Annotated in this window: 26 protein-coding genes; 16 read left to right on the forward strand and 10 right to left on the reverse strand. The window is 59.0% G+C overall.

The features are described from left to right. The first annotated feature begins 2 nt into the window (after positions 1-2). From E1958_RS09910 to E1958_RS09930, 5 genes are all read left to right on the forward strand, one after another. Positions 3-923, forward strand: coding sequence for a selenium metabolism-associated LysR family transcriptional regulator (locus E1958_RS09910; protein WP_133511743.1), 921 nt, complete (start codon positions 3-5; stop codon positions 921-923). Next, complete coding sequence (locus E1958_RS09915; protein WP_243725255.1) at positions 924-1313, forward strand: hypothetical protein; 390 nt, start codon at positions 924-926, stop codon at positions 1311-1313. An 11-nt stretch (positions 1314-1324) separates the two neighbouring features. Beyond that, a complete protein-coding gene (locus tag E1958_RS09920) occupies positions 1325-2380 on the forward strand; it encodes an AI-2E family transporter (protein WP_133511744.1) in 1056 nt (351 codons plus the stop codon). 17 nt (positions 2381-2397) lie between these two features. Further along, positions 2398-2958, forward strand: a complete 561-nt coding sequence (locus E1958_RS09925) for a Uma2 family endonuclease (protein ID WP_133511745.1) — start codon at positions 2398-2400, stop codon at positions 2956-2958. Positions 2959-3181: 223 nt separating this feature from the next. Continuing rightward, positions 3182-3769, forward strand: coding sequence for a Uma2 family endonuclease (locus E1958_RS09930; RefSeq protein ID WP_133511746.1), 588 nt, complete (start codon positions 3182-3184; stop codon positions 3767-3769). A gap of 16 nt (positions 3770-3785) precedes the next feature. Here E1958_RS09930 and cobD read toward each other — a convergent pair whose 3' ends face one another. Both cobD and cobJ read right to left on the reverse strand, forming a co-directional pair. Further along, the gene (cobD, locus tag E1958_RS09935) at positions 3786-4805 is read right to left on the reverse strand and encodes a threonine-phosphate decarboxylase CobD (RefSeq protein ID WP_133511747.1); all 1020 of its coding nucleotides are present in this window, start codon (positions 4803-4805) and stop codon (positions 3786-3788) included. Positions 4806-4925: 120 nt separating this feature from the next. Further along, a complete protein-coding gene (gene cobJ / locus E1958_RS09940; RefSeq protein WP_133511748.1) occupies positions 4926-6293 on the reverse strand; it encodes a precorrin-3B C(17)-methyltransferase in 1368 nt (455 codons plus the stop codon). Between the two features lie 169 nt (positions 6294-6462). Between cobJ and E1958_RS09945 the strand changes: the two genes are divergently transcribed. From E1958_RS09945 to E1958_RS09980, 8 genes are all read left to right on the forward strand, one after another. Next, complete coding sequence (locus E1958_RS09945; RefSeq protein ID WP_243725256.1) at positions 6463-7185, forward strand: cobalamin biosynthesis central domain-containing protein; 723 nt, start codon at positions 6463-6465, stop codon at positions 7183-7185. Next, positions 7182-7589: a cobalamin biosynthesis protein gene (locus E1958_RS09950; RefSeq protein ID WP_208108586.1), complete on the forward strand. Its 408-nt coding sequence runs from the start codon at positions 7182-7184 to the stop codon at positions 7587-7589. Before E1958_RS09945 ends, E1958_RS09950 begins: the two co-directional genes overlap by 4 nt. A gap of 149 nt (positions 7590-7738) precedes the next feature. Further along, on the forward strand, positions 7739-9082 hold the full coding sequence (gene argA / locus E1958_RS09955) for an amino-acid N-acetyltransferase (RefSeq protein ID WP_133511751.1): 1344 nt from the start codon (positions 7739-7741) through the stop codon (positions 9080-9082). Positions 9083-9323: 241 nt separating this feature from the next. Further along, on the forward strand, positions 9324-9995 hold the full coding sequence (gene mobA, locus E1958_RS09960) for a molybdenum cofactor guanylyltransferase MobA (protein ID WP_133511752.1): 672 nt from the start codon (positions 9324-9326) through the stop codon (positions 9993-9995). Positions 9996-10147: 152 nt separating this feature from the next. Further along, entirely contained in the window at positions 10148-10366 is a 219-nt protein-coding gene (locus E1958_RS09965; RefSeq protein ID WP_133511753.1) for a DUF433 domain-containing protein, read from the forward strand. Continuing rightward, the gene (locus tag E1958_RS09970) at positions 10367-10690 is read left to right on the forward strand and encodes a hypothetical protein (protein WP_133511754.1); all 324 of its coding nucleotides are present in this window, start codon (positions 10367-10369) and stop codon (positions 10688-10690) included. A gap of 571 nt (positions 10691-11261) precedes the next feature. After that, positions 11262-11957 carry a response regulator transcription factor gene (locus E1958_RS09975; protein ID WP_133511755.1) on the forward strand — a complete coding sequence of 232 codons (696 nt, stop codon included), beginning with the start codon at positions 11262-11264 and terminating at the stop codon, positions 11955-11957. A 4-nt stretch (positions 11958-11961) separates the two neighbouring features. Next, positions 11962-12330: a hypothetical protein gene (locus tag E1958_RS09980; protein WP_133511756.1), complete on the forward strand. Its 369-nt coding sequence runs from the start codon at positions 11962-11964 to the stop codon at positions 12328-12330. 273 nt (positions 12331-12603) lie between these two features. Here the strand turns inward: E1958_RS09980 and E1958_RS09985 are convergent, their stop codons facing one another. From E1958_RS09985 to E1958_RS10000, 4 genes are all read right to left on the reverse strand, one after another. Then, positions 12604-14343, reverse strand: coding sequence for an ATP-binding protein (locus E1958_RS09985; protein WP_133511757.1), 1740 nt, complete (start codon positions 14341-14343; stop codon positions 12604-12606). Positions 14344-14349: 6 nt separating this feature from the next. Beyond that, positions 14350-15183: a crotonase/enoyl-CoA hydratase family protein gene (locus E1958_RS09990; protein WP_133511758.1), complete on the reverse strand. Its 834-nt coding sequence runs from the start codon at positions 15181-15183 to the stop codon at positions 14350-14352. A 230-nt stretch (positions 15184-15413) separates the two neighbouring features. Next, positions 15414-15899 carry a DUF2939 domain-containing protein gene (locus E1958_RS09995; RefSeq protein WP_133511759.1) on the reverse strand — a complete coding sequence of 162 codons (486 nt, stop codon included), beginning with the start codon at positions 15897-15899 and terminating at the stop codon, positions 15414-15416. 89 nt (positions 15900-15988) lie between these two features. Then, the gene (locus tag E1958_RS10000) at positions 15989-17080 is read right to left on the reverse strand and encodes a TRAP transporter substrate-binding protein (protein WP_133511760.1); all 1092 of its coding nucleotides are present in this window, start codon (positions 17078-17080) and stop codon (positions 15989-15991) included. 651 nt (positions 17081-17731) lie between these two features. Between E1958_RS10000 and E1958_RS10005 the strand changes: the two genes are divergently transcribed. The 3 genes from E1958_RS10005 (at position 17732) to hisB (ending at position 20089) form a co-directional block, all read left to right on the forward strand. Continuing rightward, positions 17732-18232: a lasso peptide biosynthesis B2 protein gene (locus tag E1958_RS10005; protein WP_165742164.1), complete on the forward strand. Its 501-nt coding sequence runs from the start codon at positions 17732-17734 to the stop codon at positions 18230-18232. Between the two features lie 26 nt (positions 18233-18258). Further along, positions 18259-19185 (forward strand): hydroxymethylbilane synthase, encoded by a 927-nt coding sequence (hemC, locus tag E1958_RS10010; RefSeq protein ID WP_133511762.1) that lies wholly within the window; start codon positions 18259-18261, stop codon positions 19183-19185. Positions 19186-19483: 298 nt separating this feature from the next. After that, positions 19484-20089, forward strand: a complete 606-nt coding sequence (hisB, locus tag E1958_RS10015; RefSeq protein ID WP_089723759.1) for an imidazoleglycerol-phosphate dehydratase HisB — start codon at positions 19484-19486, stop codon at positions 20087-20089. A gap of 51 nt (positions 20090-20140) precedes the next feature. On the opposite strand, the gene E1958_RS10020 is transcribed toward hisB, so the two are convergent. From E1958_RS10020 to E1958_RS10035, 4 genes are all read right to left on the reverse strand, one after another. Further along, positions 20141-20542: a hypothetical protein gene (locus E1958_RS10020; RefSeq protein ID WP_133511763.1), complete on the reverse strand. Its 402-nt coding sequence runs from the start codon at positions 20540-20542 to the stop codon at positions 20141-20143. A 5-nt stretch (positions 20543-20547) separates the two neighbouring features. Continuing rightward, positions 20548-21957, reverse strand: coding sequence for a magnesium transporter (gene mgtE, locus E1958_RS10025; RefSeq protein ID WP_133511764.1), 1410 nt, complete (start codon positions 21955-21957; stop codon positions 20548-20550). A gap of 321 nt (positions 21958-22278) precedes the next feature. Further along, positions 22279-22857 (reverse strand): DUF302 domain-containing protein, encoded by a 579-nt coding sequence (locus E1958_RS10030; RefSeq protein WP_133511765.1) that lies wholly within the window; start codon positions 22855-22857, stop codon positions 22279-22281. An 829-nt stretch (positions 22858-23686) separates the two neighbouring features. Further along, the gene (locus E1958_RS10035) at positions 23687-24361 is read right to left on the reverse strand and encodes a hypothetical protein (protein ID WP_133511766.1); all 675 of its coding nucleotides are present in this window, start codon (positions 24359-24361) and stop codon (positions 23687-23689) included. Positions 24362-24710: the final 349 nt, after the last annotated feature.

Consider the following 24710-nt stretch of genomic DNA (forward strand, 5'->3'; position numbering starts at 1 on the left):
TCATGGCAGACCGGAGACTCCAGGTTTTTCACACGGTCGCACGGTTGCTGAGCTTCACCAAGGCCGCAGAAACGCTGCATATGACGCAGCCGGCGGTGACCTTCCAGGTACGGCAGTTGGAAGAGCATTTCAACACCCGACTTTTCGACCGTACCCACAACCGCATCAGCATAACCGATGTGGGCAAGAAGGTGTATGAGTATGCCGACCGCATCTTTGAGTTCTACGCGGAGATGGAGAACGCGGTCCGTGAGATGACAGGGGATATCAACGGCACGCTCACCATCGGTGCGAGCACCACGATCGCTGAATATATGCTTCCGACCCTGCTCGGGGACTTCAAGGAACACTACCCGGAGGTCACGATCCACTTGAAGGTCTCCAACAGTGACGGCATCGTGTCCATGGTGGAGAACAACACCATCGATCTCGGGGTCGTGGAATCCTCCGTCGGCAACAAGAATCTGGTGGTGAAGAACTGTAAGCGCGATCAGCTGGTTGCCATCGTCCCGCCGGGCCACCCCATGGAGGGAAAGCGTGCGGTCGAGTTCTCCGAGCTGTTGGAATATCCGTTCATCTGTCGGGAAGAGGGCTCCGGAACCCGCGAGGTGATCGACGATTACTTGCGCCAGCTGAAGCCTTCCAGCGCTTCCTTGAAGATTGCCATGGAGCTGGGCAGCCCCGAAGCGGTAAAGGGTGCCGTGGAGGCAGGTATGGGCGTGTCCGTAGTCTCCCGGGCGACGATCCGGAAGGAGCTGCGGCTGAATACGCTCGTGGAGCTGAATCTGGATCCACCCCTGGACAGACCCTTCTCTTTCGTTCACCAGAAACAGAAATTCCGCTCGCGGGCCATGGAAGAATTGCTCGAGTTTGCACGCAGCTACTGTGACACCCACGGCGATTCAGGTGGGGAAGGAAAATAGGTGAGCCGGATTCAGGGCAGCGGCCGCGCCGGCGAGCGGCGATTGGTCAAGCGCTATCGCTCGCTGGAGCCGGCGGATCAGGATACCTTGCTCGCCTTCGGTGAATTCCTGGCGTCGCGGGGCACCGCCCACGCCCAACAGGCATCGGCTCCACTGGAACCGACACCGATGCCACGCCCCCGAGAGGAGAGCGTGGTCGGCGCCATCAAACGGCTTTCCCGCAAATTTCACATGCTCGATCGCAGCGCCATGCTCAATGATACCTCCGCCTTGATGGGGGCCCATGTGCTGCAGGGGCGCCCGGTCGGCGAGGTGATCGACGAGCTGGAGGAGCTCTTCGCCCGCCACTATGCCGAGTATCGGGCAGAGCAGGCCCGCAAACAGGTCTGATCCGTCCCCCGATGCAGGTCCTTGCCGACTGGTTCCGCCGCTATTTCTCCGATCCCCAGATCGTCTTTCTGGCGGTCCTCTTGCTGGTCGGATTCGCGGTGGTGCTCACCATGGGCGACATGTTGGGCCCGGTGCTGGCCAGCATCGTCATCGCCTATCTCCTCGAGGGCCTGGTCTCCTTCCTGCAGCGGCACGGTTGGCACCGCCTCGTGAGCGTATCCCTGGTCTACAGCCTCTTCATCATCTTTGTGGGACTGGTCCTGTTCGGGGTCATGCCGCTGGTCTCCCGTCAGGTGACGGACCTGGTACAGCAGTTTCCCCGCATGATCTCCGCGGGGCAAAAGGCGCTGATGGGGTTGCCGGAGCGCTATCCGGACATCATTTCCACCGCGCAGATCCAGGAAGTGATCGGCACCATTCATACCGAAATCGCCGGCTTCGGTCAACGCGTCCTCTCCTGGTCACTCGCCTCCGTGGTGGACATCATCACCCTGCTGGTCTACATCATCCTGGTACCGCTCCTGGTGTTCTTCTTCCTCAAGGACCGGGAGCTGATTATCAATTGGTTCAAGCGCTATCTGCCCAAACACCGCAGGATCGCCGGCGCCGTATGGCGGGAGGTGGACCGTCAGATCTCCAACTATGTGCGCGGGAAGTTCTGGGAGATCCTGATCGTCTGGGCAGTGAGCTACCTGACCTTTTACGCCTTCGGGCTCAACTACGCCATGCTGCTGGGCATGCTGGTGGGGTTGTCGGTCATCGTCCCCTACATCGGGGCCTCCGTGGTGACCCTGCCGGTCTTGCTGGTCGCCTGGTCCCAGTGGGGCTGGACCTCCCAGTTCGCCTGGCTGGGGGGGACCTACCTCCTCATCCAGGCCCTGGACGGAAACGTCCTGGTGCCCTTGTTGTTCTCGGAAGTGGTCGATCTGCACCCGGTGGCCATCATCGTGGCCGTGCTGGTGTTCGGGGGGCTGTGGGGTTTTTGGGGGATCTTCTTCGCGATTCCGCTCGCGACCCTGGTGCAGGCCGTCCTTAGTGCCTGGCCGCACCATGAACCACCGCTGTGACTTAAGGAGAGACAACCATGGCCGAGCCAGCCGAACGCCGGGCGACCTATGAGGATCTGCTAGGGGTTCCGGCGCATTTTGTTGCCGAGATCGTCAATGGCCGTTTAGTCACCCATCCAAGACCGGCGCCCAGGCACTTACAGGCAAGTTCATCGCTCGGAGGAGCGCTCGATGGCCCTTTCAACAAGGGCCGTGGTGGGCCAGGGGGGTGGTGGATCCTGGACGAGCCCGAGCTACATCTCGGGCCCCATATCCTGGTCCCGGATCTTGCAGGCTGGCGCCGGACGCGCCTGCCGAGCTTACCGGAAACCGCTTGGTTCGAGCTGGCCCCGGATTGGGTCTGTGAGGTCTTGTCCCCTGGAACGGCCGTGGGCGATCGTGCCGAGAAGCTGCCGATCTATGCGGAACACGGCGTGGCGCACGTCTGGCTCATCGATCCCCAGCCGCAGACCCTGGAGGCATTCGAGAACAACGCGGGAAAGTGGCGCTTGCTCACTACCTTGAATAATCAAGATCAGATTTCGCTCCCACCGTTCGACGCTATCGCATTCGACCTGTCGCTGCTGTGGGCGGATTGACGGGAGCTTGTTTTCAAGCGCTTGAATCCCCTGCACCTATTAACGGAGGGGCCTAGTACCTAGTTTCAGTCTGTTTTTTAGGTATAGTGCTGATGGGCGCACTCGATTTCCGCATGTTACCGGGTAGTGCTTAACATGTCGTGGTCATGTAACTCTTCCAGCGGGGAAGAAAAAGGCTCAGCAGGAAGTTCATTACTACATTTACCTGGTAAGAGAGAAAGAGATGGAACCGGCACTTCAACTTCAACCTACTCTTTATGAGAGCCTGGAGGCCCTGCCTGAAAGAGTGACCGGGGAGATCCTGAACGGACAGCTCCACACGCAGCCGCGGCCTTCCGGAGCCCAGGTAGGGGCCAGCTCTGCGCTTGGGATCGAGTTGGGAGGACCCTTTCACAGAGGAAGAGGTGGCCCTGGCGGTTGGTGGATCATCGACGAACCGGAGATCCACTTCGTGCGGAATATAGAGGTGGCGGTACCGGATCTGGCCGGTTGGCGACGGGAGCGGATGCCTTACTTGCCGGAAGATCACCGCTTCGAGGTAGTTCCTGATTGGATCTGCGAGCTCTTATCTCCGTCCACGGCAAGCAAGGATCGTGAGATCAAGATGCCGCTGTATGCCCACTATGAGGTGCAGTATGCATGGCTGATCGATCCGGCTAAGCGCACGTTGGAGGCCTACCGACTCGACGCCGGCGCCTGGATCGAGGTCGGCCGCTTTGCCGATGCCGATCAGGTCGCCGTACCACCATTCGAGGCGGTAAGCCTCGATCTGGGGGCCTTTTGGCCGCCTCAGCGACCGGTTCTCGTGTAAGTTTCGGGTAACCTTCCTACCTTACCCATTTTCGATCGAGGGTATCCGGGCGCCGGGGGGTGACGTCGGCTAGCGCTGCTTCAAGCCGCGCCCAGTCCGCTTCGGTTCCCGGCAAACCGAATCTCAGGCTCGGCGGCTCGGTGAACAGCCGGGTCAGGATCCCCCGCTGCGCCAATCGGTCCTGCAGCCGTACCGCAGCCGGCGTGCGGACCCACTGAAAGAGACCGCAGCCGCCGTCGGGGGGCAGTCCGCAGCGCGTCAGCAAATCCACCAGACGTTCGCCGGCCGCCGCCAGGTAGCGGCGGTTGCCTTGCTGCCAAGCGCGATCCGCGAGTGCCTGGGTCGCCACCCAGCGCGCCGGCGAGCTGACCGCCCAGGGCCCGAGCAGCGCGGTGAGTCTCTCCAGCAGCTGGGGCTGCGCCAGCACGAACCCCACCCGGGCCCCGGCCAGACCGAAGAATTTACCCAAGGAACGCAACAGGATGAGCCCGGACCGAGGACAAAAGCGCGCCAGGCTTGCTTCCGGTGTGGCGTCCATAAAGGCCTCGTCCACCACCAACCAGCCACCGTGGGCGGCGAGCCGGGCCTGCCAAGCGAGCAGTTCGTCCACCGGAAAGCGGGCCCCGGTCGGGTTGTTCGGATGGATGAGCACGAGCACGTCCGATGCGGACACGGCGTCATCCAGTTGTCCTGCGGTGACGGACGTGACCTGGTGCCCGGCGCATCGCCAGGCGTAAGCATGCTCAAAATAACCCGGATCGAGCACGCTGACGCGCGCCTGGTCCCGCAGCCGCGGCAGGGCCTGGATCGCCGCCTGGGAGCCGGCAACAGCAAGCAGCTGTTGGGCACCATAGTAGGCCTGGGCCGCCGCTTCGAGTCCGTCTCCGTCTTCCGGAAGGCGTGACCAGGCGGCCCGCGGCGGCTCGGGGACCGGCCAGCCGCACGGGTTGATGCCGGTGGATAGATCGAGCCAGTCTCCGATGGGGATGCCGTAACGCCGCGCCGCCTGGCGCAACCGGCCGCCGTGCTCAAGCATATACCGCTCGCGGCCGCGGCCCTGGTCCCCTGAGTGTTGTCTCTCGTTTGCCTGGTCGCTTCATCTGGAAATTTTGGAGTGCGATCGAGGGTTCTCGATCTCGTTGCGTTCATAGGCGGCTCAATCTTCCGTGAGGAGCCTGCGCGTCCACTGTGATCGGTCATTGAGGGCATCTTGCCATGCCCGCTCATAGCGCGCCACGGCTTCCTGATCGAAGCGTCCCTGGTCATGCACCAGAAAGAGCGCGAACAGGCTATTGCCTGCCGCGTCGACGCAATACAGGCCGCGCGATCGTTCGCCCCGCCTGACGAGCCACCCCCGGCGGACCCGCGACCAGTCGATGTACAAACGAAAATTCGAGGCCTGGGCAAACAGGGAGTCGCCGTGACGGATGAGGCCGTCCGCGTTCAGCAGGAGCTCGCTCTCCGCACCGGTCCCGCTGCGCATGAAGATGCGAACCCGGCCCCAGCCGCGGGCCGCGTCCAGTAGTATGGCCTCCTTTCCGTGCCTGACGGCCGCCGCTGCGTAGGCGCCGGCCCTGTCAGCGTCGGTTGCCTCGCCGACCGCCGCCAGGATCTCACCCGGGGGGGCATCGAAGTAGCGGGCGGTATCCTCGAGTGAGGGGCCTTCCGCTGCGCGCAGATAGGCGCGCACGCAGGACCTCCAGCCTTCCAGTCCCATGCTCAGCGAACGGCCGGATCGCTCCCCCGGCTTGAGATGACCCGTCAGGTCGTCGTATTTGTGGGAGTAGCCGCGGGGCGTAATCATCAAGTCACCCCGTCGGTAGGTATCGCCGTTGCCCACCAGGACCGTGGATAACATCCCGATCTGGCAGTCCGGCAGCATGTCGAGCCTCGACAGATGGGTCGTCTGTTGATCCCGATAGGCGGCATTGACGATGGCGACCGGCGTGTCGGGCCGGCGATGGCGCAGCAAGATGTCCCGGGCCGCCACCAGCTGTTGCTGCCGCCGCCCGCTCCTGGGGTTATAGAGCGCAACCACGAAATCTCCCTTGGCCGCGGCTTCCAACCGCCGCGCGATGAGCGGCCACGGCGTCAGCAGATCCGACAAGGAGATGGCGCAGAAATCATGGCTCAGGGGGGCACCGACCAGGGAGGCACAGGCCGACAAGGCCGTGATGCCCGGTACCACCTCGACCTCGATGCCGGCGTCCGGCGTCCACCCGGATCGCAGGAGGACCTCGTAGGTCAGGCCGGCCATGCCGTAGACGCCGCTGTCGCCTGAAGAGACCAGGGCTACCGTGCGACCCCTGCTCGCCCGCTCGTAGGCCGCGATACAGCGGTCGACCTCCTGGGTCATGCCTTTGCGGACCACCTCCTTCCCGGCGAGGAGGTCCTTGACCAGGTCCACATACTTGGCGTAACCGATCACCACCTCGGACTCGGCAATGGCCTGCCGTGCCCGTAAGCTCATCTGCTCCGAGGCACCGGGACCGAGCCCGACCACAAAGAGCTTGCCCCTATTCACCTGCCAGATACCGCGACAACCGGAGCCCCATGGCGCTCAACATCGATTCGGCTAAGAGACTGTCCAAAAAGATATCCATTATACGAACCGCGGTCGGTAGACATATACTGTTCCCGCTATTTCCTGGAATTCTCCAAAATTTGCCGTGCAGGGGATTGCCGAACCGAGCGTGGCCCTGATCGCCGTCACCAAACCGGGGGCCTTGCAGGTGCGCGGGCTGGCGCAACGCTTGCCGCGGGCGACGGTGGTGGTAGCCGCGGGCCACGCGGCCTTGATGGACGGACTTGCCAACCAGGTCATTGCCTACCCGGGGGCCTTGAGTGGCCGCATGGCGGGGTTGTTCTCCGCGTTCGACCAACTGGTGTTCTTCCTCTCGGTGGGCGCGGTGGTGCGATTGATCGCACCGCATCTCGGCTCCAAGTACCAGGATCCGGGTGTGCTCGTGATCGATTCCGCCGCACGGTTCGTGATTCCGGTGCTCTCCGGGCACGTCGGTGGGGCCAATGCCTATGCCGAACGGCTGGCCGCTCTGCTGGGGGCGACGGCGGTGATCACCACTGCCTCTGAGGGTGCGAACACCATCGCCGTCGACATCCTGGGGCGGGAGCTGGGCTGGCGCCTGGAGGCGCCCAAGCCCAATCTCACGCGCGTCGCTGCCCGCGTCGTGGATGGCGAAGCGATTGCCTTGGTCCAAGAAGCAGGAGCGCGAGACTGGTGGTCCGGTCCCGGACCGCTGCCCGAGAATATCCATCTGTACTCAGCGGTCGAGGCCGTGGATCCGGATCGGTACAGTGGCGTGCTCCTGGTGACCCGGCGCGCGATCCCCGCGGACCTATGGCAACGGCTTGCAGGACGCCTGGTGGTCTATCGGCCCCCGGCAGGTCAGCCGTGACGCGGGTTATCCTGGGATTGGGTTGCGATCGCGGCGCCTCGCTGGAGACCCTGGAGGGCGCCGTGCGGCAGGCGCTGGCGGCGGCCGGCCTCGCCCTCGATGCCGTCGCGGCGGTGGCGACCATCGACAAGAAACAGGACGAGCAGGCGATCCTGTTACTGGCGCAGCGTCACGGATGGGGGCTGCACTTCTTCAGTGCCGAGGCGCTTGCGGAGGTCGAGGTCCCCCATCCCTCGGAGCGGGTGCGGACCCATATGGGGACCCCCGCGGTGGCAGAGGCGGCCGCCATCCTGACGGCCGCCGGGCACGCGGGCGATCTCCTCCTCGCAAAGCGCAGATACCAGGGCAATGACGGTAAACACGCCACGGTTGCCATCGCGCAGGCGGCTTGCCGTTGTGATTAAGGGTAGTGGTAAACCTATAAGTGAAAAAGTAGCGCGATTCATCTTTTTGGTCCCCTCTCCCCAACCCCTCTCCCGGCGGGAGAGGGGACAGAGTAGCCAGTACCGCTGGTCATGTTATCACTTATACATTAGCCATTACCTGATTAAGCATGTCCAAGCCCGCCGATCCAGATTTACCCTCCGCCGGCCCGGACCTGTGCGTGCACTGGTTCCGGCAGGCGACGCCCTATGTCCACGCCCACCGGGGGCGGACCTTCGTCATCGCCTTCGGCGGCGAGGTGGTGGCCGAGGCAGGCTTCTCCGAGCTGGTCCACGACCTCGCCCTGCTCCACGGCCTGGGGATACGCCTGGTGCTGGCGCACGGGGCCCGACCCCAGATCGAGGAACGGCTCGAGCGGCGGGGAGCCGCGCTGCACTATGTCAAAGGATTGCGCGTGACCGATGCCGAGGCCCTGGCCTGTGTCAAGGAGGCCGCCGGGGCCGTGCGGGTCGAGCTCGAGGCCCTGCTCTCGCTCGGACTGGCTAACTCCCCCATGGCAGGGGTGTGGATCCCCGTCGCCTCGGGCAACTTCGTCACCGCCAAACCCCTGGGCGTACTGGACGGCATCGACTATCGGCACACGGGCGTGGTCCGCCGCATCGACTGCGAGTCGCTACGCCGACGCCTGGACGACGGCGCCGTGGCCCTGATGCCCCCCATCGGCTATTCACCGACCGGTGAGGTCTTCAACCTGAGCGCCCTGGACGTGGCGCGTTCCGCCGCCATCGCACTAGGGGCCGACAAGCTCATCTTTCTGCTCGAGGAGCCAGGTGTGTCGGACGCATCCGGGGGCCTGATCTCCAATCTGCTCAGCCAAGACGTCGAATCCCTGCTCACCGCTGCGCCCGACATGCCCGAAGAGCTGGCCCAATCCCTGCGCGCCGGAGCGCACGCCTGCATCCAAGGGGTGGAGCGCGTGCACCTGATCGGCCGTCGTATCCCTGGGGCCTTGCTGCGTGAGCTCTTCACCCACGACGGCGCCGGCACCATGATCACCGCATCCCCCTATGAAGCGCTGCGGCCCGCCCGCATCGACGACGTGGGGGGGATCCTGGAGCTGCTGCGTCCCTTGGAGCAGCAGGACATTCTGGTGCGCCGCTCCCGCGAGCGTCTGGAGACCGAGATCGACCGTTTCTCGCTCATGGAGCGGGACGGCATGGTCATCGCGTGTGTGGCCATCTACTGTTTTCCCGACACGGACCTGGCCGAGCTGGCCTGTGTGGCCGTCCACCCCGACTATCGGAGCCAAGCCCGCGGCGACAAGCTCCTGGAGCACGTCACAGCAATCGCCAGGAGCCGGGGAATCGGCAGGCTGTTCGTGCTCACGACCCAAACCGCCCACTGGTTCCGCGAGCGCGGCTTCGAGCCCGTGGGTCTGGAGGAGCTGCCCTTGGAAAAACAGGCCCTCTATAACTATCGGCGCAACTCCAAAGTCTTCATCAAGGCACTGTGATTGAGCAATCCTGAATGATTTGGTCTTGTCCAGAGGATTTGACTGCGGAAGATCTGACTTTTTTCCGAATAGTACAGGATTAACAGGATTTCCATGATTAACAGGATATTTTTATTCAAAACGCAAACATCTCTGCAAAACCGGGCCGTGTAAATATACGATCGTCCGTCCGTTCCTGTACCGCCGGGACGCCGAGCACAAGCTCGCTGTGGCCCTGACCACCGACCCAGCCGAGCACCCCATGTCCACACCCCCTCCCGAGTGCACCGACCCGGAAACGAGCCCGCTGGACTTACCCCGGCAGGACATCACCGGTGTCATCCTCGCCGGCGGCCGCTCGCAACGCATGGGAGGTGAGGACAAGGGCCTGGTGCGGATCGACGGCCAGCCCATGGTCGACCACATCATCCGGGCCCTCAGCCCCCAGGTCGGCCCGCTTCTGATCAATGCCAACCGCAACCTGGATGACTACCGGCGCTTCGGCTACCCAGTGATACCGGACATCATGGGCGACTTCTACGGCCCCCTGGCGGGCATGGCGAGTGCCTTGCAGGCCACGGAGACCGACTACCTCCTGTGCGTACCCTGCGACTCGCCGCTATTCCCCGCTAACTTGGCCCAGGCCCTATACAGCGCCCTGCATACCCGTCAGGCCGAGATCAGCGTGGCCCACGACGGGGTCCGGATGCAACCGGTGTTCGCCCTGTTGCGGCGGAATCTGCTGGCAGACCTGCTGACCTACCTGAAGGCCGGTGGCCGCAAGATCGATACCTGGTACGCCCAACACCGCCTGGCCATCGTCGATTTCTCGGATCCTGCCGGTACCTTTTTCAATATCAACACCCAGCAGGAACGTCGGATGTTGGAGCAGAGGTTGGTGAAGTCGAATGGTTCGTCGGGTGGAGAGGGGTGATGATAAGTATCTTGAAAAATTCAAGCAGGATAAGTGGGTTAGGGTGAGGGACGAACCCCAACATTATTAAGTGAAATACGGAGATAGCAGAATATGATGGAATACAAATTCGCTGTTTTGAGATTAGATCCGAAAGAGAGTAACCTAATGCTATGATTGACTGGCACACATGCTTACCTGTAGAACGTGATCCCCAACGTGTCAGTGGTGCCTGGGTATTTCGTGGTACCCGGGTGCCTGTATCTGCTTTGTTTGAAAATCTGGAAGATGGAGCAACACTCTCTGAATTTATCGAATGGTTTCCTGGTGTTAGCTATGAGCAGGCTCGCGATGTCTTAGAACATGCAACTAAAAGCCTAGATGCTGCATAGATGAGAATATTATTTGATCAAGGAACACCTGTACCACTCCGTAACAGCCTTATCGGTTGTAAGGTTTCTACTGTATTTGAATTGGGTTGGGAAAGGCTTCGAAATGGTGATTTGATTAGAAAAGCGGAAAAGGAAAGTTTTGAAATATTAATTACAACAGATAAGAACCTAAAATATCAGCAAAATCTCAGTAATAGAAAAATATCCATTTTGGTGCTTAGTACTACAAGTTGGGCTAGAATAAAGCTTTCTGTATCAAAAATTCAAACAGCTATAGAGAATGTAACAGCCGGTTCTTATGATGAAATTAACCTGTTGCCGTGAATGAATGCGAATGGACACGAATATTTCGACAGACCCGAAAGCCCCTCTCCTGCCGAGGGTGTTGCAAAAGTCCTTCCGGGGGCTCGATGAGGACCTGCATTCTCCTCGATTTTGAACCCCCCGCGCTGTTTGGCCCATGGCCTCGTTAGGTTGGTTAGGCGCGCGGTTCGATCCCGAAGCCCAGTGACAGGGCTGAACGCGCTGTAACCTTAACACGCCGGACTGTCCCGGACGTAGGGAGGGGATCTTCTTCCCCACAACCAACGCCAAACAACCCAGACCGCGCTAAATTTAGCGATTGCTAACAAAACGTGCTGAAAACTGAATTTCAAGGTCCCCACCAAACGGCCAAAGCGACTACCAGTACCTAGTTTTCCTGCTCGGTTGGGTTAGGCGCGCGGTTCGATCCCGAAGCCCAGTAACAAGGCTGAACGCGCCGTAACCCAACACGCCGACTGAATTTTTCAAGGTCCCCACCAAACGGCCAAAGCGACTAGGCTCCAAAGGCGCCTAACGGTTCTCTGCACGAAACCTTTATAGTTAGGAGCCGGCAGGACGATGGAGCCCGTTTATGACACGCAGAAATACTCTACAGGAACACCAGAAGACCAGTGTTGTCATCGCTGAAGATGAGATGTTGCTTGCCGGGGTACTTCCCAACCTCCTACATACGACCTCATATGGTAGGATCGAGGTTATCGAGACTTGCTCCAGTCAATCTCAACTGTCCAGAACACTGATGAAATTAAAACCAAATGTCCTGCTATGCGACATTTGGATGCCCAAAAACCATGAGAGTCTACCTACGCCCTATGATGCATCCTCATTGCAGGCACTCAAGCGACAAAGCCCGAACACTGCTATCCTATTGTTGAGTGGCAACCCGGATGCAGCACTGGTGAAGAATCTTCTTGATTCAGGAGCCAATGGATTTATCAGTAAGGGCGTGTCTCCGGGACAGATCTGCCAAGCTATCAGACAAGTCAGAAAAGGTAACAGATACGTCGAACCTCGCCTTCAAACAGCAATCGATCTATTGAACGTCAATTCAAGCAAGTCCATCCATACTCAGCTGTTAGCAGGACGCAGAGGAGACGTATTAAGGCTATTATTAGAGGGACTTTCCTCGAAGCAGATTGCCGATGCACTCCCAGTCGGAAGGAAACATGTGGAAAAAAAGATTGCAGAGGTCAAGTCCATTCTTGGGGTTGAAACTCACATCGGGATCCTTCGCATGTGTATCAAACTTGGAATAACCCAGATATAACAATATGGTCACAGAGAACTCAGACAACATTCCCCATTATGATGCCGCGCTGGCGCTAAGTGCTGCCGGTGACGTTCCCGCCGTCCGAGACGAGATCGCGAATGGAATTCTAGATCTGTTCTCCGATAAAGGCGAGCTGGCGGCACTCTTCGAGGTCTCTCTTTATCGCAGAGACCCAACCCGAAGTCGCGTGCTGACACATCGCGCAATTGGTCTTGCAAAGCAAGGCGCAATGCCCTCACTGGAACTGCTCTGCAAGAGAATCAATACTGCCATAAACTCAGGTGAGTTTGCAGTTGCCGAGGAACTTGGCAGAAAGCTATCTGCAATAATAGAATCGATACGCACTATCGTTTCTGAGAACCAATCCTAATCACATCCATCCACTTATCTTACCTGCCAACTGCATACCAATGCCATTAAGTTAGCTGCTGGCCGCTGGTCGTGGTAGGTCGGGTTAGGCGCGTGCTTCGGTGTTCGGTTGGGTCACAGGATTGGCGCGCGCCGTAACCCGACAGACGATGATGGGAGCCAGCCTGGGATGTCGGGTTACGGCGCGTTCAGCCTCGGTTGTCCACGCCCGCATCGCAAGGCGCGCCTAACCCGACCTACAAAACTTAACTTAATGGCATTGAACTGCATACACCTATTGGCGGGTGAGGAGTTCATCGCTATCTTTGATAGTAAGAGCGGTCAGATACTTAACATCCCTGATAAGGTCAGATGGGATAATCGGCTTGATCCTGATCAATTCAACATTATCCGAACTTTCTCCCTGACTGACGACCTCGGCATTAGCAGTCAGTAAAAGAATCGGCATTCTTGAACCTTGCTCCTCACGCCGCCATATCACCGCTAATTCCAGACCGTTGAGGAAAGGTATCTGATAATCCAGTATTGCAAGATCATAGGGTTGAGTACGCAGCGCCTGCAGCGCAGCCTCGCCGTCATCGACTATGGTCAACCGACACTGGCTGGTTTTGAAGATCCGTCTATAGACAGACTGAAGCAGTTCTTCATCTTCGGCAATCAGTATACGCAATCCGGATAAGTCATCACCGGTCGTTCTATCATCATCCTGGGTTGGAATAGCAATACTTTGCAATGTTACCCAGGGTAGTTTGACATCGAAGGTAAAGCGGCTACCTTTACCGTACTCGCTGGCAATGGTAATCTTACCGCCCATCAACTTCACCAGTCGCTTGGAAAGCGCCAGACCTAGCCCACTGCCAACACCCAGTTCATTATTATTGTTGCTGTGAACTTGAACAAATGATTGAAAAACCTTTCCGATATCATCTGCCTTAATACCAATACCGGTATCCTCAACGGAGAACTGTAATCGGACAGACTTGTCATTAAGCTCCAGAACTTGAACAGCGAGTATAATTTCACCTGACTCCGTATACTTGACCGCATTCGAGCTTAGGTTGATCAGGATTTGTCTGATTCTAAGTTCATCACCAATTACGCTATCCGGTACATCACTGGCAATGTCAACCTTGAACACCAGGTGTTTGCTTTTAGCCTGGGGCAGTATCAGGGACTCTACTGCAGCTACCAGCTTACGGACATCAAACGGAAGCTCACCAAGTTTAAGCTTGGCATTTTCAGCCTTCGAAAAATCCAGAACATCGTTAATTAATGAAAGTAGGTGCTGTGCCGCCCCATTAACCTGGCGCATATAGTCAGGTGCATTATCTCGATGAGCAGCTTCCAGGGACAACTCGGATAATGCAATAACACTCTGCAAGGGAGTGCGCAATTCGTGGCTAATAGCAGACAAAAAGCGTTCCTTATAGGACGCTATCTCTGCCTTTCTTAACGCCTCACCTTTCTGCTTTAATAGAAGACCGATGTAAGGAGGTAAAATAAATAATCCCGAGAGCAGACCAATACTAATCGTCGGATGTTCTAACCAAAACGGCGTTGTAAGTATCACCACGGTAAACATCAGAATAGAGAGTATCGCGCTTATCAGTAAATACACTGATCCAAATCTGAATGCGCTTCCGATTATAATCCACAGATATACCGGATAAAGAACGCTTCCCCAGTCGTCGCTGAGGTACATGACGATAGAAAGACTCAACAAATCAATAAAATTCGATAGGATACGACGTACCGGTACCTTTACCGGCTGCCGGTAAAGCCAATAAAAAAACACCAGTGCGTAAGCAGCAAATATCGGGTAGATAATCGATATTGCCTGCTTTACCGTCTCTTTGTCTCTTACCTCAAAGGTAACCTGAGGATGCACTGCGAGAACATAGATATACAGCGAGACAGTGGAGACGAGAAATAAGCGTAGATAGCCCTGCTCATGCTCATTAGCAGGACACTGTTTAATACGCTCAAAGATAGCTGGAAACCTATTACTCCTCATAAATAATCACTTTCTCATGATATATCTTGCTTGCAGGCTGGATATTTTGTCCATAACTCGGAGATCCCGATCAGTGAGCCTTAAAGCACGGTCTACCCAGATACTGCCGATCCTAACCAGCTCATCATAAGTGACCGGATTTTCACTGTTAGTAATGTACCGTATAGCATCATAGGAATTACAGCGCCGTCTGTAGCTATGAATATACCTCTCAGCTGCCTGCATCCCTACATCCGGACCCACCACTTGATCAATAGCACCTAAAGCAAACATCTCTTGCGCACTATAAACACGTCCACTGGTAATAATGCGCTTGGTAACCGACATATTTGTTCTTCTGACCAGATAACTAAAGGCACCCATGCCGGGGATGAGGTTAAACGTGCTCTCCGGGAAAGAGAACCTGGCATTTTCCTCAGCAATGATCATATCGCAACACAGAGCTATCTCAAACCCCCCGCCAAAAGAATCTCCCTGCACCACTGCTATACGGACACGCCCGTCAACTGTTGACTCATAATGTAGAGCATCAATGCAGGCTTTCATGTATTCAGCTAGAGACTGTTTATTTTTCCGCCTAATCTGCTCCCTGAGATATTCAAGATCCCCACCCAAATTAAATACTCCCTTTATATTCGATGAGAGAACCAAATACTTGCACCCATATTTATCCGCTTCTTCCTGAGCACCTTTAAGCTCCCTGAGCAACTCCAATGAGAAGCACGGACGTCCCACAGGCGACATAATCAAATAGATTATCCCCTGTTCCGGCTGAATATCAACTTGGATGTGCTTGAAAGCGGAACACTTATCGGCACGAGGTATACTATTGTGCTGCATCTATAATTCCCATTATAGCCCGCGTAGGGCGGATAAGCTTACGCCATCCGCCGTATGTTAGACTTCAATGCCATTAAGTTAGCTGCCGGCCGCTGGTTGTGGTAGGTCGGGTTAGGCGCGTGCTGAAATGTTGGTGTACGCCGGTAAGGTCAAACGCGCCGTAACCCTCTGTGAAAATCTGCGTAATCTGCGGACAAAAAGGATGTCGCCCGGATAAGTGTCAACAGCCCCTAGCGAATGATGTCCGTGATCTGCCAGGTCTTATCCTGCAATGTCATGCGGATATGGGTGGCATTTTTGCCGAGCTCTCCCAGGCGGATGAGAAAGCGATCGTAGGACTCGAAGAAGGCGAAGGTGATCGCGGCCATGAAGTAAGGTGGCCGCTCGTCGGTTGCCTGAGCGGTAGCCTCCTTGAGGGTATCGCGGGCCCAGGGGAGGGTAATGGCCTGCTCCAGGGCAACGTCACCCAGGCGCCGCAGATTCTGCTGCAACCAGGCCAAGGGGCTGTCGGTGCCTTGGGGGTGGGGTTGGGGGAGACTCAGGCCACCTTCCAGGCGTTCCTTGTAGTTGCGACGGATGGCCGGTATGTCCAAGAGCTGCTCCAGGGTCCGCATGTCGTTCCTGCCGAGGGCGTTGTCGAGGCGATAGACATGGTAGTAGGGCCAGACGATGAAGGCCACGCAGGCGAACAGGAACAGGTAACGGAGGAGTCGCATCTCGATATTCCTCTGCCGGGGGACGGTTTCTCTTGCGCAGGCGCCGGATTGCCTGATCTATGCCACTTGAAATTTAACCGCTATCCGCTTCAGGTTGTCCGCGCGTCACGTGCCTGCAGGTAGGCCAGCTCGGAGATGTTGGTCCATTCTTTTGCTTGCCGGAGGAATTTCCGGTAGGAGGTATATACCTTCCGCGAGAATGCGTCCTTCTCCCCGAGTTCGGAGACCACCGCTTCGGCCAGCCGGTGCAGCTTGACAAGCACGTCGTCCGGATAGGCGCGCAGCGCTACGCCGTGCTTGTCGATCAGGGTCCGGAGCGCCACCGGGTTACGGGCGGTGTACTCGGCCAGCAAGTCTTGGTTCAATACCTTGCAGGCGTTGAGCACGATGGATTGCAGGTCCGCGGGCAGGGTCTCGAAGACGGCCTTGTTGATGATGACCTCCAGCGTGCCGCTGGGCTCGTGGAAGCCGGGATAATAGTAGTATTTGGCCGCCTTGTAGAAGCCGAAAGCCAGGTCGTTGTAGGGCCCTATCCACTCGGTGGCATCGATGGTGCCGGACTGCAGGGCGGTGAAGAGTTCGCCCCCCGGCAGATTGACCGGTGTGCCTCCGGCGCGTTTGAGTATCTCGCCGCCAAGGCCCGGCATCCGCATTTTGAGCCCCGCAAGGTCCGCAACGCTTTTGATCTCTTTGTTGAACCAGCCCCCCATCTGGACCCCACCGTTCCCGCCTGGTGCAGGGACCAAACCGAACTGGGCGTAGAGCTCGGTCCAGAGTTCCAGGCCGCCTCCATGGTAGAGCCAGCCGTTCCGCTCCTGGGCCGTCATGCCGAAGGGGACAGTGGTGAAAAACTGGGTGGCTTCGCTCTTGCCCTTCCAGTAATAGGACGCACCATGGCCCATCTCGGCCGTGCCCTGGGCGACGGCGTCGAAGACCTCGAACGCGGGCACCAACTCCCCGGCCCCGTATACCTTCACCCGGATACGGCCCCCGCTCAGCTCGCCGATGAGTTCGGCGAGTCGGTTGGCGCCGGTGCCCAGACCGGGGAAGTTCTTCGGCCAGGCGGTAACCAGCTTCCAGTTGTAAGCGGGCTTGGCCTGGGCGGCCTTGATACCGACGGTAGAGGCGCTCAGCGCCAGGGAGGTGCCTCCGGCTTGCTTGAAGAAATCGCGACGTTGCATTTCCTAATTCTCGTTGCATGGGTTAGGGAAGTAGGGTGGGCTGCGCCCACCGGGTAGGTTCTCTCATCCTCGTTGCATGGCGTCAGGTATGAAGTTGGCGTTGCGCGACCGGATTATACCCGTCGCCTGCGGGTTTTGTGGAAAGCGAGGCGTGTCAAAGATGGCGTTATTCAGCGTGCGGCATGCGAAGCCGATACTAACCGTATCGAAACCAAAGCCATTGGTCCCCCCTCATTCCAACCCTCTTCTCCAAGGAGGCGAGCAATCCTGAATTATTTGGCGCTGTTTGGGGGAGAAGATCCCTCCTGCGTCGGGACAAGAAAGATCCCTCCTACGTCGGGACAGGGTTTGACGTGTTGCGTTCGACGCACAACGGCTCGTTGGTCTACGGCCAGGCCGGTGCCAGCGTCTTAACGCAACCTACACCCACATGATCCCCCGCGCGGCCTGCACGTGCGGACCTCGCCTTAAGTGTAGGTTGGGTTAAGCCGCGCGCGAAAACGCCTGGGGGAACAACACGGCGTAACGCAACACGACGTGAGGATCCGTTTTATCCAGACAGCTTCTCACTTTAATTATTGTGTTATCCTATAGGCATTATGAATTATTTTTATGGTTCGATGCTTTTCGAGAAACCGAAGCAGATTAAGCATGCCTTCGATCCAGACTTCAAGCAACGGCATTAGCCTCTCTGCTCAAAAACTGCGGGGACTGAGGCGGCGGTGGCGCGGCTTTACTTCTCTGGAGCCTGGTGATCGGCTCCTGTTTCTCATGCTCTGGGGGCAACTGGTCATGGTTTCCGTGTTGCTGCGCCTGCTAACGTTAAGGCGCACCCGCCAGCTTCTAATGTACCTTACCCCTAAGAAGCCGGGCTACCCGGCCGGATTAGACCAGGCTATGGCTTATGCCCAGCGCATACGGAAGCTGGCCTGGATAGCTAGCCGCCATTTGCCCTTTGATGCCTATTGCCTGCGCCAGTCGGTGCTGATCTGGTGGTTCCTGCGCCGCCGCGGTTTGGCAGCGGAGCTGCGCATCGGAGTCAACAACCAGGAGGCGTTTCTTGCCCACGCCTGGGTCGAGCTCGAAGGGCGGTTGGTGAATGAGAGTCCGGATGTCACGGAGAGGTATCGTCCGTTCGACCGGGTGCCCTGAAGGGGAGATCGCCCCGTTTCCCGCCGGTGTCCCAATCCATCCGCATCGCCACCCGCAAATCCCCGCTTGCCTTGTGGCAGACCGAACAGGTGGCGGAGCGGTTGCGCCAGGTCCATCCCGGCATAAGGGTCGAGATTCTGGGCATGCGCACCCGCGGCGACAAATTTTTGGATGCATCCCTCGCCAAGATCGGCGGCAAGGGGCTGTTCGTCAAGGAGTTGGAACAGGGCTTGCTGGACCAGCGCGCGGACATCGCCGTGCACTCGATGAAGGACGTGCCGGTAGACTTGCCCGCGGGCCTGCACCTCCCGGTGATTATGGAACGGGAAGACCCCCGGGATGCCTTCGTCTCAAACAGCTACGGGGATATCGACGCGCTGCCCGCGGGGGCCTGTGTCGGTACCTCCAGTCTGCGCCGCCAATGCCAGCTTGCCGCCCGCCGGGCTGACCTGGTAATCCGACCCTTGCGGGGCAATGTCAACACCCGCCTGAGCAGGCTCGATGCCGGCGAGTACGATGCCATTATCTTGGCCGCCGCCGGCCTGATGCGACTCGGGTTCGAGCAGCGTATCCGCCGCTGCCTAAGCCCGGAAGAGAGCCTCCCCGCCATCGGCCAAGGGGCCATCGGGATCGAATGCCGTGCCGACGATGGGCGTGTCAATGCATTGATCGCCCCGCTACACCACGCCGACACTGCCGACCGGGTGCGGGCAGAGCGTGCCTTGAACCGCCGTCTGAGGGGCGGCTGCCAGACACCGATCGCCGGTTACGCCTTGCTGGAGGACGACCAGCTCCGTTTGCGCGGGTTGGTGGGCACGCCGGACGGAAGCCGGGTCTGGCGTGCCGAACGTTGGGCGCCCCGTACCCAGGCAGAACCCTTGGGTAGCGCGCTCGCCGAGGACTTGATCGCCCAGGACACGAAGGGTGTCCTCGCAGTGCTTGCGGCACCTTGAGCCCCTCCGAGCCCCCGCTGTTCGGTGCTCGGTTTAGAGACTTTCGGCTATTTGCAGGCGTTGAATCTGAGCCTTTGTCGACAAAAAAATCCCCTGGGCAATCCCTACCCAGGGGAACATGTCGCCAAGCTTGGTTGGCACAATCCTTTGGGGCGATAGATCCTCTTGCCCTTGCGTCCTCATGACTATCCTGGGTGGCGACAGTGTTATGATGGCACAGGCCTACCAAGCCGAATATGATCCCATTCCGCTTTCGATGTAGGAATTTTCTTAACCAGTAACAAGATCTTCCGATCCGGTGGAACAACAGAGTACTCAGCGCACTGCCCGGGTGGAGCGCAGCACATTGGAAACCCGCGTCCTGGTCGAGATCGACCTGGACGGAAAGGGGCGTTCCAGCTTCGCCACCGGTGTTCCCTTTCTCGAGCATATGCTCGATCAAGTCGCCCGCCATGGGCTGATCGATCTATCGATCGAGGCCACAGGGGATCTGCACATCGACGCCCACCATACGGTGGAGGACATCGGCATCACCCTCGGCCAGGCCTGCGCGGAAGCCCTGGGGGATAAGCAGGCTATCCGCCGCTACGGTCATGCCTATGTGCCCCTCGACGAGGCTCTATCGAGGGTAGTGATCGATCTCTCGGGTCGTCCGGGACTTAAGTTCCATGCCGACTTTTCCCGACCCATGATCGGGGCCTTCGACGTGGACCTGTTCCGCGAGTTCTTCCAGGGCTTCGTCAATCACGCGGGTGTGACCCTGCACCTGGACAACCTGCGTGGACGTAACGCCCATCACCAAGCGGAGACACTCTTCAAGGCATTCGGACAAGCGCTACGCATGGCGATTGAACCGGATCTGAGGATGGGGGGAGTTATACCCTCTACCAAGGGTTCCCTCTAGCCCCGCGGTCAAGGGATGGGATGCAATTGCTTGAATGGGATTTGAACCCTACTAGCCTTCGGGCCGTATGTGTTCGATGTATTTCGCAACCTCTATCATCTCCAGTCTCAGGGTTTCGCCGGCGGCGACCAAGCGCCTATCCGTACCGCGGAAACCCAGGTCGCAGCGCGTATGGCCGCGGGTATCGAGCGGGACCGGGATCATATCTCGATAGGTAAAGATGTTGTCGTCGATATCGCCACCGTCGCAGACCAATCGCCCCTCCGGCAGCTCGGACTCGATTTTCGCGCCTTCCATGATCAGATCACCACTCTGCCACCAACGGGTGCGGTCGTGGGAACCGGTCATGGTTTTGATGATGTAGGCACGGGAGAAGCGGATGCACAGGCACCCGCCCTGGTAACTGACGGCACCGATCTCAGACCCAGGGAGCTCAATACTGCTGCTTTCCATTCGGTTCACACAAAATAGAACAGGGTCACCGTAACAAAGAAAATCACCACGGCCAGAATATCGTTCCCGGTGGTAATGAACACGCCGGTAGCCATGGCCGGGTCGATGCCGAGACGATCCAATACCACGGGAACGGTGGCCCCTACGGTGACCGCGGCAACGACAACGGTCATCTCCGCCAGCCCCGCAGTGACCACCAGGCGCAGCGGCGCCTCGATGTCACCCAGCTGCGATACCAAAAGCACGAACAAGACCAGGGCAAGCGCCGCGATGGCGCCGTTGGCGAGTCCGCCCAACAGCTCTTTGCCCAACCGCCAGCCCAGGTCGGCAAAGGTCAGGGTTCCGGTCGCCAGGCCCTGCACTGCCACCGTCGAGGCCTGGATGCCGGCATTGCCCGCGGTGGACATGACGATAGGGATAAAGCTGGCCAGGATTGCGGCCTGTGCCAGTTGCTCCTCGTAAGCCCCCACGATCACCCCCGACAGGCTCGCCCCCACCAGCCCGACCAGCAGCCAGGGGGCACGCCCGCGCACGATGCGCCGCACGGACTCGTCGTGCTGGGTATCGGTCGCAAGCCCGGCCATGATCTTGATGTCCTCCTCCGCCTCGTCCCGGATGACCTGCCGCAGGCGGTCCGGGGTGATGCGTCCGACCAGTTGGCCGTCCGCGTCCACCACGGGCATCACATTGAGCTCGTAGCGGTCCGCCAGGCGTGCGACCTCCTCCTGATCCGTATCCGGGGTCACGGCGATGAAATCCGTGTGCATCGCCTCGCGGACACTGGCCTCCTTGGGCAGCAGCAGCAGATCTCGGAGCTTGAGATAACCGACCGGCCGCCGCTCGGCGTCGACCACGCTCACGCCGTAGAGCTTCTCGATCAGCTGGGCATTGGCGCGGATCTCGGCGGTCACCATCCCGATGGTCCAGTCGACGGGAACAGCGACGAACTTGCGGCTCATGATGCTACCGGCGGAGTCCTCGCCGTGGGCACGCAGCTCTTCGATGGCCGCGCGCGCGCGGAGCCTGGGTAGGACCTGTTGCGCTACGTCCTCCGGGAGGTCGTCGAGGGCCTGGAGGGCCTGCTCCGGCTCCATCTTATCCAGCACCTTGACGATCCGGGCGATCGAGGCATCCTTGAGCAAGGCCGCGCGGAGCTCCGGATTGAGCAGGACGACGGCCTTTACGGTCTCTCGATCGCGCCATTCGAAGAGCTTGCGGGCCCGCTTCAGCGGCAGCGCGACGAACAGCTCGACCACATCCGTCGGGGACCAGCGGTTCAGCACCGCCCGCAGGCGCCCACGCTCCTTGGCCTTGATGAGTCGGGAGACCTCATCGACGACGGCCTGATTCGCCTCTGCGGCATCACCGTCGCCGTGTCGCCAACGCAGACCGTCGATGTTCGGCGGGATGTTCATGTCGCACTACTCCTTGGATACCCAACGCTGCGCGCAGTGTATCCGGTCGCGACCCTACTGCAAGGGGGCTTGAAAAATCCCTTACATCGGGAAGTAGGATGGGCTATGCCTATCGACGACTTTCCCTGTGGGTATAGGGATAGGGTTTGCACCGACTTTCTTTATCCGCAGATGAAGAACGAAACAATCTGTGGAAATCTGCGTAATCTGCGGATTCAAAACGCAAACGCGACTGAGGTTTCTGATACATAGGCGGTGGGTACGGCCCATCCTACAAGGCGATGTTCTCCCTCCGAAGCATGCCGTTTTCCGCCGCTCGGGTTAGAACTCACCCTTGGCCGCGCCCTCCATGATGGCCATAATGTTCTCACGCACCCGAATGGCATCCGTTTTGAGGTCTTCGGGTAGCTCTTTCCCACCGTGAATCATCAGATCCAGGTTCATCGTATACATCCACAACCGGCCGTTTTTGTCCTCGACCAAGGCAATACGACAGGGCATGAATCCGCTGTAATGGTCGCGGTATTCGAGCATCTTCTTGCCGACCTGGGCGTCGCAAAAGGACAGGAAATTCACATAGCGGTAATCCTCGCCGGTGATCGCCCGGACCTGCTTGTAGAAAGGCGATTCGCCGACAAACAGAAGGTTGCGCGATACGGCGATGCTCTTCATAGATTCGACGACTTCTTCGGCGCTTAAGTCCGCGGCGACCGGTACGGACCACATCATGGAGACACCGGGGTCTCCGGTCTTGAGAAGTTTGCCGGCAAATTCCTGATAAACGGCCAGGAACCGGTCGTCGAACTTCGCCAGCGTTGGACCCAGGCGGACAGCGACGGCGGCGACCGCGAGCACGGCAAGGAGCCCGATCAGGGCGAGCAGGTTACGAATAAGCTTCATACACATTCTTCCTCGGGGCGGTCGGGGCTCCAGGACCCTGGAGGATCAGCGCCGACTCCGGCCACTCCGGTCGTTGGTGCTTGGGGTCATCCGTTCGTCCTTAGAGACTGTCTAAGAACTTGCCCGGTTGGCTCCCTCGCCCCCTGAGGGGAGAGGGTTGGGGAGAGGGGGGATCAAGGGCTTTATTTCGATCGGATTGTCATTCCATATCAAGCAAGGCTCTTTATGGATTCCGGACTGCTTTGGAGTGCGCCGGCAAAGCGGCGCGACCGCATCGAACCTCAGCCACGGAGGATACCAGCGGCGTTGGCCGGGAATCCGGGCCCTTCGGTTCCACCCGCGCCGCGGCGACGGCGCTTTCCCTTGGCCGCAACACCTTTTGGGGACGGATACGTTGCCAAATCCAAAGCGGCGGCAGGATGGTGCCACTTGACCGACCCCCGGCTTATGCTTAGGGCTGGAGGTTCCGGTAAGCAGCGGGGGGAAGTGGCCGCCGCACTCCAAAACGTCCGGGGGAACCCTTCTATGATCGTTACCTGTCCGGAATCCATAAAGAGCCTCAAGCAAAATCAATGGGTTGGTTTTTAGACAGCCTCTTAGGGGCATTTGCCGTCGTAGGTGGTGCAGGGGCGACCTGGGCGGTGCCCCTGCGCGTCCTCGTAGTCCCACCCCCTCAAGAGAATGTTGCAAAAGCCCCTCTCCCGCCGGGAGAGGGGTTGGGGAGAGGGGATCGAAGGGCGAAGATCAGTGCCTGTTGCGACACCCTCATCAAGGTTGGGGGAAATCCGTGCCGGGAGGGTTCGGATCTTGGAAGGTTCCCCAACCTCCGTCATTCCTGGGGTCGAACGCCACCGGGGGGCGTGGGGGCGGCTGCGGGATCCCAGTCAAACGGGAATGGTCGTGTGTGCCGAGGGCCGTAGCCGTAACCTGGTCCCGGAAAGGCGGGACCCGCCGGCAGGCCGAATTCGGATCGACCCGAGCGCGGTCGCATGGGCATGCCGAGGGTTGGCCCATGGTCCATGGTGCGATGACCGCATCGCTTGTGTCCGGGACCGAAGATGGCATAGACCGCCTCCTTCTGCTCCGGCGTCATGGCATCCCATGTCTTCCAGTAGGAATCCCAGCGTTCCATCGATTCCTGTATCTCCTGACGCCGTCGCATGGCCCGCTCACGCACCTTCTGGAGTCGCTGTTCCCACTGGGCGCTGCGTTCTTCCGGGGTCATACCTCGGCGTGTCCCTTGTTTCGGGATCCGCGATGGCGCGGTGTCTTGCTCCAACGATGGCGGAGGTGTGATCCCGGCACGCGCGGGTATCGACTCGCCGGCAGCGGTGGATTTCTCGCTGGATTTCTCGATTGTGGGCGCCTGCTCGGCGGTGACTGTCGCAGGGGCCGTCGCCGGTGCCGGCCCATCCGTGGGCGATACGGACAAGGCACTCTCATGCACTGCCAGCGTCAACGCGGCGGCCGATGCGAACAGTAGGATGGATCTTCTTTCAGTCATTTAGACACTCCTGTGGGTTTATCGAACTGGTCGTCGCGGAATGGCCGTCGGAGGCCGACATGCGGGACCGGTTGAAGACATCCGGCGGGCATCGGGATCCGAATGCTCAGATCCGCTCTTTCAGCCTGACTCGGTTCAGTCGTGCGGCGGTACTGCCACAACCAATAGGATACCTGATCTCGGAGGTAAATCCCCGCATCTGAAGTCCGCCGGCGCACGGCATCGTTCGTAGTTTCTATTTCAGTACAGTAGGGCGGGAAAGCGCAGCGCATCTTCCACCTCATGTGGGTTACGCTTTGCTGTTTTTCACACCCACCTCCTTGAGCGAGACCCGACGGCCTTCCTTCAA

This window comes from Candidatus Thiosymbion oneisti (assembly GCF_004359955.1).
GTDB classification, from domain to species: domain Bacteria; phylum Pseudomonadota; class Gammaproteobacteria; order Chromatiales; family Chromatiaceae; genus Thiosymbion; species Thiosymbion oneisti.